Genomic DNA, 12,454 nt, shown 5'->3' with positions numbered 1-12,454 from the left:
CTCTGCACTCTCGAACACGCAGAACTACAGTAGACGTTCCGGGAAGCCACTTGTTGGCAACCTGGAACTGCGGCGGCGTCTGCGGGATCCCTCATCTCCCGTAGGCGCCGCCGTTTGTAGTTCAATCTCCAATTCAGCCGCCGTACGGTTTGGTGATGGCTTCCAGGAAATGTCCCGACGGGTCGAGGAAGTAGACCCCACGCCCACCGTCGTTGGTGTTGAAGCCGGTACTCGACTGGCGCGGATCGGCCCAGTGATCCAGTTTCAACGCCTGTATCCGCTGGTAGATGCCGTCGAAGTCATCCTCGGAGACGAGGAAGGCATAGTGCTGAGACGCAACCTCGGCGCCTTCTTCCACCTGTGCGAAGTCCAACGTCACGCCGTGCTCGAGTTCAACGCCGAGAAAGTAGCCGGCTTCGACTGGGCCTGGAAGACCGAACATGTGAGTGAAGAACCACGCAGACTCTTGTCGGTCTTTTGCGGCGATGATGGTGTGATTGAACGAAATGGTCATGAGTGACCCCTTGCGGTACGACGCCTCCATGCCTGACGCAGTCCGTCATCGACACGCGACGTTGGGAACCAGGAAACCATTTCGAGGTTCTCGGTGCAAGTACGACAGGCTGATTCGAATACGACGAGCGCGGGCCCCGGTCGATGACCGGGGCCGCGCTCGTACTGTGGGTTCTCAGGCTTTGCGTGCCGTCTTCATCGCACGGTCCACTTCCCAGAATGCTCGAAGCGACGCGATCTTGCCGTCGTCGTTCACCCGGTAGACGAACACGCCCTCGGCGTCGATGATCGAGCCGCCGATGGTGGTTCGGATCTTGCCGATGTTGACGTTCTCGTTGCCGCACACCAGGGAATCGTCGATCAGAAATTCGAGCTTGTCCGCGTTCGCGATCGTCATGTCGTAGAACTTGGAGATCGCTTCGCGCCCGTGATGGCCTTTGCCTTCGGGATCGAAGCCCGAAGGCCCGACCGGATCTTCCACCCAACCGTCCTCGGCGAAGAGGTCCAGCCAGGCTTCCTTGTTCTTGCCACTCGCTGCGGCGCGCGAAGCGTTACCCGCGACGCGGGCGGGGTGTTCGTCGGTCATCGCGGCTCCTCAGTTGATGTACTGCTCGGCGAACTTACGCATCGAATCCTGCTTTGCCTCCAGTGGGGCATCGAATCCGATTCCGTCGAAAACCCAAGGCACGGTGATGATGTCCGTGACGCCGGCATCTTCGAGCTCTGCGTAACCGTCCTTGCCGAAACGGTCGATGCACACCGTCTGGATTTCGAACGGCTCGTTCTCGCGGCCGTACTCGGAGCGCAGTTCGCGTAGTCGTGCGATCACACCCACCAGGTCGTCGAACTTGATCATCGCCGAGGTCCAACCGTCGCCGACTCGCGCAGCACGCTTGAGTGCGACCTCGGTGTGGCCGCCGACGTAGAACGGAACCGGCTTGGTGGGGGCCGGGCTCATCTGCAGGCGATCGAAATCGAAGAACTCACCGTGATACTCGACCATGCCGCCGCCGAGGATCAGTTTGAGGACGTCGATCATCTCGTCCACACGTGCGCCCCGACGCTTGTACGGAGCGCCGCACCACTCGAACTCTTCCGGAGCCCAACCGATTCCGACGCCGAAGCCGAAACGGTTGTTCGTCAATGCGGCCACGGAACCGACCTGCCGCGCGAGCAGGACGGGATTGCGGCTACCCAGCTTGAGCACCTGGGTGTAGAACTCGATCTTCTCGGTCACCGCGCCCATTGCAGCCGCGGCGATGAGCGGATCGACCCAGGGGGTCTCGGCATTCCACATCCGAGACCCGTCCGGGGTGTACGGGTAATCCGCCGCCTGCGTTTCCATGAAAAACAGTGAATCGGGGAGAGCGATCGACGAAAAGCCGCATTCCTCGGCAGTTTTGGCGATACCGGCTAACTGGTCCAAGGGGTTCATGGCAACCCCGACGGTGTACTTCATCTTCGGCCTCTTCCTGATCGGCGTGTGTGCTGCTGCTTACGTGGTGGGACGTTCGGAGCCGACGACCCACATCGAGAAGTACTGCGAGCCACCGCCGTAGGCATGGCCGAGAGCCTTGCGAGCATCGGCTACCTGGTGATCGCCGGCGCGGTGCATGACCTGCATCGCCGACTCGGCAAAACGGATCATGCCCGAGGCGCCGATCGGGTTGGAGGAGAGAACACCGCCCGAGGCATTGACCGGGAGCTTGCCGCCGATCGCGGTTTCACCCGCCTCGGTGAGCTTCCAGCCCTGGCCTTCCTCCGCGAAGCCGAGGTTCTCGAGCCACATCGGCTCGAACCACGAGAACGGGACATAGATTTCGGCGCAGTCGATCTCGTTGAGCGGATCGGTGATTCCCGCTGACTTCCACAGTGCTGCTGCAGCGTCACGGCCGGCCTGCGGATTGACCTGATCGCGTCCGGCATAGAAGGTCGGCTCGGTGCGCATCGCCGTCGCGTGGATCCACGCGACCGAACGACCCTCGGCCTCGACCTGTGCGGCCGCTTCCTCGTTGCCGATCACAAGAGCGCACGCGCCATCCGAGGACGGGCAGGTCTCGTCGTAGCGGATCGGATCCCAGAGCATCTGAGATGCCTGTACCGATTCGAGAGTGATGTCCGGCTGCCGCAAGTGCGCATACGGATTGAGGCTGCCGTTGAGTCGATCCTTCACAGCGACGAGGTAGCCGATGTGCTCCGGTGCGCCCGATCGACGAATGTACGAACGGACGTGCGGCGCGAAGTATCCACCGGCACCGGCGCCGACGGGCATGTTGAACGGAACCGGTACGGACAGCGCCCACATGGCGTTCGACTCGGACTGCTTCTCCCAGGAAACCGTCAGAACCCGCTTGTGGACACCGGATTTGACCAGGCTGGAGGCGACGATAGCCGTCGAACCGCCCACCGATCCGGCAGTGTGAACACGCAGCAACGGCTTTCCGTTTGCGCCCAGAGCATCCGACATGGCGAGTTCGGGCATCATCGAACCCTCGAACAAGTCGGGGGCCTTTCCGATGACGACGGCGTCGATGTCGTCCCAGCCGACGTTGGCGTCGAGCATCGCGGCGTCGATGGCTTCACGAACCAAGCCCGCCATCGAGACATCGTGACGCTTTGCGACGTAGTGAGTTTGGCCGGTGCCGAGCACGGCCGCGAGTTGAGGCGTTCCGGCCATCAGTTCCGTCCCTCCAAGACTGCTACCAGATTCTGCTGCAGCACAGGGCCGCTTGTTGCATGGGCCAGAGCGCGATTCGCCTGGCCGTCGAAGATTGCCTTGGCGGCGTGGCCGATTCGTTCCAGACCACCGGCGAACAGTGGGTTGCCGCTGAGCGGACCGCCGGACGGATTGATCGTGGTGGCGTCGGTCAGTCCGATCGCTTCCTTCAAGATCAATTCCTGGTGAGTGAACGGTGCGTGCAGTTCGGCGACGTCGATGTTGCCGACCTCGCCGCCCGTTGCCGCCTTGGCTGCCGACGTAGTGGACGGTGAGGTGGTCAGGTCACGTGCACCCAGGTTGGGGGAGTCGATGCGATGCTCGAGTCCGGTGATCCACGCCGGCCGCTCGCAGAGATCGCGGGCGCGGTTACCCGAGGCCAGGACGATTGCTGCCGCGCCGTCGGTGATGGGCGCACAATCGTGTGCGCGCAACGGATCCGCGAGGAACGGGCTGGCGAGAAGGGCCTCGATGTCGACCTCACCTGCGAGCTGAGCCTTCGGATTGCTCAGCGCGTGACGACGGCTACGAGCGGCAACCTCCGCCATGTCCTCTTGTGTCCACTTACCCGCGTCGAGTCCGAGCCGGGCTTGAAGTCCTGCGATCGAGACCGAATCGGGCCACAGCGGAGTGACGAGGTACGGATCGAGCTGCATGGACAGGATCTTGCGCAGGTGCCCGGCGGAGGATTTGCCGAAGCCGTACACCAGCGCGGTCTCGACCTCGCCGGTCAAGATCTTGATCCACGCTTCGTAGAAGGCCCACGCAGCGTCCATCTCGACGTGAGATTCGTTGATCGGCGGGACCGCTCCGATGGAGTCGATGGCCGAGATGAAGGAGAACGCTCGTCCGGCCAGGTAGTCGGAAGATCCGGAGCACCAGAAGCCGATGTCTGACTTGGTGATTCCCAGATCGCTGTAGAGCTGCTGGAAGCACGGGACGAGCATCTCGACGCCGTTGGTGGTGCCGTTGGTTTCGCGGACGTGGGGTGCCTGAGCAAAGCCCACGACTGCGATGTCTGCAGAAGTCATTTCAGGAGCCTCACAGGTGGTGTTGGAAGGTGGAGTACTCGGCGTCGGGTTCACCTGTCGGCCGGAAGTATTCGATGTTCTCGAGGGTGTAACCCCACTCTTCGCGAGGCTTCCACTTGGCTTCGACGCGCATGCCCATCCGTACGTCCGCGGCATCACATTCGAGAATCAAGTGCAGGAACGGAATGTCGGCCCCGTCGAGAAGCACGTAGGCGGCCACGTAGGGCGGTTTGATTCGCTGCCCGAGGAACGGGACGTTGACGATGCAGAAGGTGGTGACAATTCCCTTGTCCGGCAGTTCGATCTGCTCGCTCGTCGGCTTCCCGTTGGTGGGATTGGCGCCGCGCGGTGGGATGTAGATCTTGTCTTCGGGTCCGCTGCGACCACCGATGAGCTTGCCTTCTGCGAGACCGCGGAGGTAGAAACTCTCCTCGGCCGAAGCGGAATGCATGAAGTGCAGGTCGACAGGCGTCGTGATCATGGTGACAGGATCGGCGCTGGAATCGACTGTCGCGATTCCATTTTCGCTCTCACCTGGTTCGAAGCACTCGATATCCTTGATCTGCCCGATCCGCTCCGACGCCCAGCGAGCACGAACCCGCAGGCCGGTGCTGATGTCGTCGGGGGAGTCGACGTCGACTGCGTGGAGCATGGACGTGTCCGCGCCGTCGAGCTTGATCAGGGCCCACGCGAAAGGCTTCGTCAGTGGTTGACCCTCGATGGGTTCGGGCATCCACGTCCAACTCACGACCGTTCCGCCGTCGGAGACTCCGACGAAGTCGGTCAGTGGCTCGGCCGTGTCCGGATCGAATTCCGGTGGCGGAACGAAGACACGACCGTTCGACCCGCGTGCGCCGATCACCTTGCGATCACGCAGGGCAGTCACGAACGCGCCGATGGTCGGTCCCGTCGATCTGGTGTAGTCGAAATGGAGATTCAATGGTGCGCTCAGGGGCTTGTCGGCCACCCCGCTCTTTCCGATGGTCACAAGATCGAGTAGAACAGGTTCTAGAGATTGTGGCAAGAGTCACTTCTGATCACCGGCAATGTGGAGGCCTGCGATGAAGCTTGGGTTGCAACTCGGATACTGGGGCGCACAGCCGCCGGCAAACGCCCCGGAACTGATCGAGGCCGCGGAAGGCGCGGGATTCGACGCGGTCTTCGCGGCGGAGTCGTGGGGCTCGGACGCTTTCACCCCGCTCGCCTGGTGGGGATCGCGCACCGAGAACGTCCGTCTCGGCACCTCCGTCGTACAGATTTCGGCGCGAACACCGACCAGCTGTGCCATGCACGCGCTCACTCTCGATCACCTCAACGGTGGGCGAACGATCCTCGGGCTCGGCGTATCCGGACCGCAGGTCGTCGAAGGTTGGTACGGCCAGCCGTTCGAGAAGCCGCTCGCGCGCACCCGCGAATACGTCTCGATCGTGCGCCAGGTCCTCGCCCGTGAAGCGCCCGTCACCAGCCCCGGTCCCCACTACCCTCTGCCGTATGCGGGACCGGGTAGTTCGGGACTTGGCAAGCCGCTCAAGCCCATTACGCACCCGCTGCGTGCGGACATCCCGATCTGGCTCGGCGCCGAAGGGCCGAAGAACGTCGCGCTCGCCGGTGAAATCGCCGACGGCTGGCTGGCGATCTACTACACCCCGCGCCTGGCCCCGATGTACAACAAGTGGCTCGACGAAGGGTTCGCGCGCGCCGGGGCCCGTCGTAGTCGCGAAGACTTCGAGGTGGCCGCCACGTGCCAGGTCATCGTGACCGACGATCGCGCCGCTGCCATCGCTGCTCTCAAGCCGATGACCGCCCTCTACGTGGGCGGAATGGGCGCCCCGGAGTTGAACTTTCACGCGCAGGTCTACAAGCGGATGGGCTACGAGAAGGAGGTCGACGAGATCGGTCGCCTCTTCATGTCGGGCCGCAAGGACGAAGCTGCTGCCGTCGTCCCCGACGAGATGATCACCGAGACCATGATCATCGGCAACGTCGACGAGGTGCGCGCAGACGTGAAGCGTTGGGAGGAAGCCGGAGTCACGATGCTGCTGGTGACCTGCCGCGACGCCGACCATGTGCGAGAGCTCGCGGCCGCGGTGGGTGGTTGAGCGGGCGCCCCCATTTTCGAGCGGTACCCCCCTTTTTTCGAGCGCTGGTGCCGTCGCCAGCCATCTACCGCATCGCGTGAACGTATCGCTGCCCTTCTCTGACAGGGGGAGCGATACGTTCACAGGGCGGAGGGTTATCCACAGGTCGGTGTAAATGCCTGATTGGCAAGGGCCTGCGCGGCCGGGAAAGCCCATGATGTCTCCATGAGAAGGGGCGAATGGGGAGACGATCCGAGTTTGCTGATCGTTGCGAGCACGGATGGCGTAATTCGCGTGGCAGAGCTGACCAGACTGGGTGTGTCGGACACAGCGATTGCCGGGCGATGCCGCACGGGCGGTACTTGGCAGCGAATGCTTCCCGGCATAGTTCTGCTGGGGAACGGTTATCCGACGCCGCGCCAGCGCACGATCGCTGCATTGATGTTCTGCGGCCGCGGATCGATGGTCACTGGAAAAGCCGCCATGGCGCAGCATGGCTATCGTCCGCACTCCGGCGAGGTTCAAATCTTGATGCCCATGCATCGCAGGGTGCAATCGACCGGATTCGTCGTGGTCGAAAGGACTGTAAGGCTGCCGACGCCACTGACACGCAGCGGAATTGATTGCGCGCCACTGGTTCGGGCGGTACTCGATGCTGCACGGCGATGCAAGACTTTGGATAGTGCTCGCGCGTTGATTGCAGACGTCGTTCAACGAGGTGACGTTGTGGTTCGTGATCTGTCCAAAGAGTTGGAAGCCGGAAGTATTCGCGGTAGCGCATTGCCCCGTAAAGTTTTGCGGGAGGTGGATGCCAACGTGCATTCGGTGCCGGAGGCAGAGGCCCGCGAGCTGTGGAGGAGAACCGGGCTGCCCGAAATGGTATTCAACCGTGAGATCTGCGACGCAAACGGGAAATTCATTGCAATGCCCGACGGGTGGATCGATTCTGTGGCTTTTGCGTGGGACATCGATTCACTGGACTGGCATCTGTCACCTGGGGACTACCGGGCGACGGTCGAGCGTCGGACTCGTATGCAGAACGCGGGCATCATCGTGCTTCCGACTGTGCCGAGCGCGTTGCGCGCAGAGCCCGAGCGCGTGATAAGCGACCTGCGTGCGCATTTTGCGCTGGCCGCGTCACGGCCGCGTCCGAGGGTGTCAATCAGTGCCAGACCCGGAGGGTGAACGTATCGCTCCCCTTGTCAGAGAAGGGGAGCGATACGTTCACGCGATCGGGGGGGTGGTGTGCAGAGCGGTGGTGTGCAGAGCGGTGGTGTGGGGAGCGGTGCTGTGCAGAGTGGGACGGGATAGGGCACGGGTGCACCGAGAGGGTGCACCGAGAGGGAGGGAAGGGGTGGGTCAGACACCCTTGAACTGGGGCGCCCGCTTCTCACCGAAAGCCCGCGGGCCCTCCTTGGCGTCGGCGCTCATGAACACCTTCATACCCAGCTGTGCGTCGATCTGGAAGGCCTCTTCCTCGTGCATGCCCTCGGTGTCGCGGATGGTCTTGAGAATCGCCTGCACGGCGAGGGGGCCGTTGGCACTGATCAGGTCCGCGAGCTCCAGCGCCTTGTCGAGGGCCTGGCCGTCCGGGACCACGTGGCCGATGAGCCCGATCTCCTTGGCCTCCGGAGCCTTGATGTGACGACCTGTGAGCAGGATGTCCGCCGCGATCGTGTACGGAATCTGTCGCACCAGACGCACTGCGGAACCGCCGAGCGGGAAGAGCCCCCACTTGGCTTCGGAGACGCCGAACTTGGCGCTCTCACCCGCGACGCGGATGTCGGTGCCCTGCAGGATTTCGGTTCCGCCGGCGATAGCTGCACCCTCGACGGCGGCGATCAGTGGCTTGGTCAACCGACGGCCCTTGAGGAGGCCTTCGATCTTGGACATGTCGACGCCACCGCCCGCGAAGGAATCTCCCGGCGGCTTGGCGGACATGTTCTTGAGGTCGGCGCCGGCGCAGAAGTCGCCTCCCGCACCGGTGAGGATGGCGACACGAATTTCGGGGTCGTTGTCGACCTGATCCCAGGCGTCGACCATGATCGCCATCATCTCGCCGGTGATGGCGTTCTTACGCTCGGGGCGATTCATGGTCACGATGAGAACGTGGCCACGCTTCTCCACGAGGCAATGCGGCGCGGTTTCCGAAATGTCTGATTTTTCGGTCGTCGAAGTGGACACTGATGGCTCCTGGCGGGTCTGTGAGCTGGCTCTCAAATTGGGTCTTGCCAGAAACGGTAACACGTTCTACTTTGAACTCGTGGCCCTTAACATCGCAGACTTCGTAGAGCACGCAATCGACCTCGTTCCGGACCGCGTTGCGCTGGTCTCGGACAACCGCGAGATGACTTATGCACAGTTGGAGGACCGAGCAAACCGCCTCGGTCACTACCTGCGTGAACATGGCGTTCAGCCGGGTGACAAGGTCGGCATCTACTGCCGGAACGTCATCGAGGCGATCGAGGCCATGGTCGCGGTTTTCAAGATCCGGGCCGTGATGGTCAACATCAACTACCGGTACGTCGAGAACGAGTTGCAGTACATCTTCGACAACTCCGACATGGTTGCGCTCATTCACGAGCGCCGCTACTCGGACAAGGTCGCGAACGTCCTGCCGAACACTCCCAAGGTCAAGTCCGTCATCGTGGTCGAGGACGGCACCGATCTGGACTTCAGTGCTTTCGGCATCGGCTACGAGGACGCACTCGCGCAGAGTTCGGGTGAGCGTGATTTCGAAGAGCGCAGCAACGACGACATCTTCATGCTCTACACCGGCGGCACCACCGGAAGTCCCAAGGGCGTCATGTGGCGTCACGAGGACTGGTGGCGTGTTCTCGGCGGAGGCATCAACTTCGTCACCGGAGTTCCGGTCGAGGACGAGTACGAGATGGCGAAGGTCGGCGCCGCCAACCCGAGCATGATCCGCTACCCGATCCCCCCGATGATTCACGGCGGTTCGCAGTCGGCGGTATTCCACAGCCTCTTCGGCGGCGGAACCTGTTTGATGCACCCGGAATTCGACGCCCACGAGGTGTGGCAGAACATCGACAAGCACAAGGTCAACCTGATCTTCATCACGGGTGACGCGATGGGCCGTCCGATGCTCGACGCACTCATCGCCGGAAACCCGGAGACCGGTGAGCCGTACGATCTTTCGACGCTCTACGTGATGGCCAGCAGTGCTGCACTCTTCTCGCCGAGTATCCAGGAGCAGTTCCTCGAACTGTTGCCCAACCGCCTGCTGACGGACTCCATCGGAGCATCCGAGACCGGCTTCGGTGGACTCGCCGTGCTGAGCAAGGGCCAGAAGCACACTGGCGGTCCGACGGTCAAGATCGACGCCTCCACAACGGTTCTCGACGACGACGGCAACGAGGTCGAACCCGGATCGGGCAAGCGCGGCATGCTCGCTCGCAAGGGCAACATCCCGCTCGGCTACTACAAGGACGAGGTCAAGACGGCCGAAACCTTCCGCACCATCAACGGCGTTCGCTACTCGATCCCCGGCGACTATGCGCAGGTCGAAGCCGACGGCACGGTCACGATGCTCGGCCGCGGTTCGGTGTCGATCAACAGCGGCGGCGAGAAGGTGTACCCGGAAGAGGTCGAGGGCGCTTTGAAGGCGCACCCGGACATCTTCGACGTCCTGGTGGTCGGTATCCCCGACGAGCGCTTCGGTCAGCGCGTTGCCGCAGTGGTCCAGGTACGCGAAGGCACGTCGCCGACGCTGCACGACATCGCCACCGCAGCACGCAAAGAGATTGCCGGATACAAGGTTCCGCGCAGCGTGTGGTTCGTGGACCAGATCAAGCGCAACCCGGCAGGCAAGCCCGACTACCGCTGGGCGAAGGCCGAAACGGAATCGCGCGAGGCCGATGATCACAACGGAAACGGCGCTCCTGTGGCGTCCGCAAACGAAAGCGTGGAAGCCTGATGCGTTCGGATCTCGCCGACAAGTTCGGCATCGAATACCCGATTTTCGGATTCACTCCTTCCGAGCACGTCGCGGCCGCGATCAGCCGCGCGGGAGGTCTGGGCGTGCTCGGTTGCGTCCGGTTCAACGACCCGGAAGAGCTCGAAGCCGCACTGACGTGGATGGACGAGAACACCGACGGTAAGCCGTACGGCGTCGACATCGTCATGCCGGCCAAGGTGCCGACCGAGGGCGGCGCCGTCGATCTCGACAAGCTGATTCCGGAGGAGCACCGCGCCTTCGTCAACCGCACGCTCGACGAGCTCGGTGTGCCGCCGCTTTCCGACGACGTCGAGCATGCGACCGGCGTACTGGGATGGCTTCACTCGGTGGCGCGGTCACACGTCGATGTTGCTCTGGGACACCGGATTGCGTTGATTGCGAATGCGCTGGGATCACCGCCGAAGGACGTCATCGATCAGGCGCACGAGAAGGGCGTACCGGTAGCAGCGCTGGCCGGCGCCGTCGAGCATGCGCGTCGTCACGTCGAGAACGGTGTCGACATCGTGATCGCGCAGGGCTACGAGGCAGGCGGTCACACCGGCGAAATTGCGTCGATGGTTCTCGTTCCGGAAATCGTTGATGCACTGGGTGATTCAGCTGCTGTGCTGGCTGCCGGGGGTATCGGCAGCGGCCGTCAGGTGGCTGCCGCACTTGCACTCGGTGCGTCCGGAGTGTGGATGGGCTCGTACTGGCTCACCACGTCCGAATACAAACTCGGCAGTGCATCGGGCGAGGGCCCGTCCGCTATTCAGCGTGCACTGTTGGGCGCGACGTCGGCCGACACCGTTCGTTCGCGCATCTACTCGGGTAAGCCCGCTCGGTTGCTCAAGACCAAGTGGACGGAAGCCTGGTCGAACCCGGGAGCACCGGCGCCCTTGCCGATGCCGCTGCAGAACCTTCTGGTCAGCGACGCTCATCAGAGAATCGCTGCATCGGAGAACCCGGAAGTTGTGGCAATGCCCGTCGGTCAGATCGTGGGACGGATGAACGAGATCCGCCCGGTCGCCGAGGTCATGGCAGAGCTGGTATCCGGGTTCGAGGACGCGCGAACCCGACTGGATTCGATGAAGTAGTAGATGACACGTGCGTGTGCCCTCGGCCGAGTTTCGGCCGAGGGCACACGTCGTTTCAGCCGGCGAGGTCGTCCGGTCCGACGGTGTCCGACAACCATTCTCCGCGGCTGAGGGCGCCGTCGTCGCGGCGGCGTGCCATCACGAAAATGACCAGGGCGGCAGCGAGGACAACTGCGAGAACGCGCGAAGGCGTCAGGTTCGGGTTCTTCATACCCGTAATTTTGCCGGAAGAACGGGCGCGATGGTGAGCCAGCGGAGCAAAATCACGTGTTTCGAAATTACTGCGCTTCGGACGCATGGAGACTGGCGATCCGCTCGCGCAGGCCACCGAAGTGCACATCGAGAGTGTGCGCCGCCTCGACTGCATCACCCGTACGGATCGCATCGAGAATCGCACGGTGCTTCGACGCGATGTCGATCAGTGGCGTATCCGAATGCCCGATGGCCTGCTGTATCTCGCTGTACACCTGCCAGAAGACGTCCATCAACTGACCGAGGACCTGGTTGTCGAGAGGGGAGTACAGGCGGGAGTGGAAGGTCGCATCGATGTCGGAGAAGTTCTTCCCGGCAGCGGCACGGACCTCCATGCCGGTGACGAGTTCGTCGAGGTCGGCGTGGTCGGCCGACGTCATCTCGGCCATCGCCGCACCGATCAGTCCGGTCTCGAGTGCCTGACGAATGTCGACCAGTTCCATCGCCTCGTGCCCGGTGCCCTGCAAGGACAACCGGCCACGGAAGGTCAGGCCGTCGGCGAGAGCGTCGAAGTTGCTAGGGGCGACGAACATTCCGAAGCCGTGACGGATCTCGACGACGCCCAAGGCCTGCAGAACCTTGAGCGCCTCCCGGAGCGTGTTTCGGCCGATACCCAATTCCTCGGACAGTTCGGCCTCGGTGGGCATCGGGTCGCCGGGGGAGAGCCTGCGTTCGAGGATCAAGTTCATGATGTCCGTCTGAAGTGCGCGCATGCGGTTTTGCGCGCTGAAACGAGCGCCCTGTGTGCCACTCCGGACAGACATCGATTCCCCTTTTCTGATACGAACGTCCTTCATCCTATGTCCGGTCAT

At 62.8% G+C, this 12,454-nt stretch carries 13 protein-coding genes; 4 read left to right on the top strand and 9 right to left on the bottom strand.

Features of this window, described 5'->3' with window-relative positions; all coding sequences use genetic code 11:
• Positions 1-133: 133 nt before the first annotated feature.
• From G4D79_RS00845 to G4D79_RS00820, 6 genes are all read right to left on the bottom strand, one after another.
• On the bottom strand, positions 134-514 hold the full coding sequence (locus G4D79_RS00845; protein WP_020906296.1) for a VOC family protein: 381 nt from the start codon (positions 512-514) through the stop codon (positions 134-136).
• Positions 515-688: 174 nt separating this feature from the next.
• The gene (locus G4D79_RS00840) at positions 689-1,099 is read right to left on the bottom strand and encodes a nuclear transport factor 2 family protein (RefSeq protein WP_007734269.1); all 411 of its coding nucleotides are present in this window, start codon (positions 1,097-1,099) and stop codon (positions 689-691) included.
• A 9-nt stretch (positions 1,100-1,108) separates the two neighbouring features.
• On the bottom strand, positions 1,109-1,972 hold the full coding sequence (locus G4D79_RS00835) for a TIGR03619 family F420-dependent LLM class oxidoreductase (RefSeq protein WP_099697028.1): 864 nt from the start codon (positions 1,970-1,972) through the stop codon (positions 1,109-1,111).
• 36 nt (positions 1,973-2,008) lie between these two features.
• Positions 2,009-3,190: a thiolase domain-containing protein gene (locus tag G4D79_RS00830; RefSeq protein WP_007734272.1), complete on the bottom strand. Its 1,182-nt coding sequence runs from the start codon at positions 3,188-3,190 to the stop codon at positions 2,009-2,011.
• On the bottom strand, positions 3,190-4,260 hold the full coding sequence (locus G4D79_RS00825; RefSeq protein ID WP_003945801.1) for a thiolase domain-containing protein: 1,071 nt from the start codon (positions 4,258-4,260) through the stop codon (positions 3,190-3,192). Before G4D79_RS00825 ends, G4D79_RS00830 begins: the two co-directional genes overlap by 1 nt.
• Positions 4,261-4,270: 10 nt before the next feature.
• Positions 4,271-5,248, bottom strand: a complete 978-nt coding sequence (locus G4D79_RS00820) for a Zn-ribbon domain-containing OB-fold protein (protein WP_019746979.1) — start codon at positions 5,246-5,248, stop codon at positions 4,271-4,273.
• 73 nt (positions 5,249-5,321) lie between these two features.
• Here G4D79_RS00820 and G4D79_RS00815 point away from each other — a divergent pair, with 73 nt between their 5' ends.
• Both G4D79_RS00815 and G4D79_RS00810 read left to right on the top strand, forming a co-directional pair.
• A complete protein-coding gene (locus G4D79_RS00815; protein ID WP_099697027.1) occupies positions 5,322-6,359 on the top strand; it encodes an LLM class F420-dependent oxidoreductase in 1,038 nt (345 codons plus the stop codon).
• Positions 6,360-6,563: 204 nt separating this feature from the next.
• Positions 6,564-7,523, top strand: coding sequence for a hypothetical protein (locus G4D79_RS00810; RefSeq protein ID WP_007734274.1), 960 nt, complete (start codon positions 6,564-6,566; stop codon positions 7,521-7,523).
• A 174-nt stretch (positions 7,524-7,697) separates the two neighbouring features.
• Here the strand turns inward: G4D79_RS00810 and G4D79_RS00805 are convergent, their stop codons facing one another.
• Positions 7,698-8,522, bottom strand: a complete 825-nt coding sequence (locus tag G4D79_RS00805; protein WP_007734275.1) for a crotonase/enoyl-CoA hydratase family protein — start codon at positions 8,520-8,522, stop codon at positions 7,698-7,700.
• 79 nt (positions 8,523-8,601) lie between these two features.
• Here G4D79_RS00805 and G4D79_RS00800 point away from each other — a divergent pair, with 79 nt between their 5' ends.
• Both G4D79_RS00800 and G4D79_RS00795 read left to right on the top strand, forming a co-directional pair.
• Positions 8,602-10,275, top strand: coding sequence for an acyl-CoA synthetase (locus tag G4D79_RS00800; RefSeq protein ID WP_039973409.1), 1,674 nt, complete (start codon positions 8,602-8,604; stop codon positions 10,273-10,275).
• The gene (locus G4D79_RS00795) at positions 10,275-11,390 is read left to right on the top strand and encodes a nitronate monooxygenase family protein (RefSeq protein ID WP_003945863.1); all 1,116 of its coding nucleotides are present in this window, start codon (positions 10,275-10,277) and stop codon (positions 11,388-11,390) included. Before G4D79_RS00800 ends, G4D79_RS00795 begins: the two co-directional genes overlap by 1 nt.
• Positions 11,391-11,445: 55 nt before the next feature.
• Here the strand turns inward: G4D79_RS00795 and G4D79_RS00790 are convergent, their stop codons facing one another.
• Together G4D79_RS00790 and G4D79_RS00785 are read right to left on the bottom strand one after the other, a co-directional pair.
• Positions 11,446-11,601 (bottom strand): hypothetical protein, encoded by a 156-nt coding sequence (locus tag G4D79_RS00790; protein WP_180279553.1) that lies wholly within the window; start codon positions 11,599-11,601, stop codon positions 11,446-11,448.
• Positions 11,602-11,668: 67 nt separating this feature from the next.
• Complete coding sequence (locus G4D79_RS00785; RefSeq protein ID WP_050655749.1) at positions 11,669-12,406, bottom strand: FadR/GntR family transcriptional regulator; 738 nt, start codon at positions 12,404-12,406, stop codon at positions 11,669-11,671.
• Positions 12,407-12,454: the final 48 nt, after the last annotated feature.

Source organism: Rhodococcus sp. WY5 (genome assembly GCF_018588185.1).
Lineage (GTDB): Bacteria > Actinomycetota > Actinomycetes > Mycobacteriales > Mycobacteriaceae > Rhodococcus_F > Rhodococcus_F qingshengii.
The sequence above is the reverse complement of the archived record's forward strand: the minus strand, read 5'-3'. Positions and strand labels throughout refer to the sequence as shown.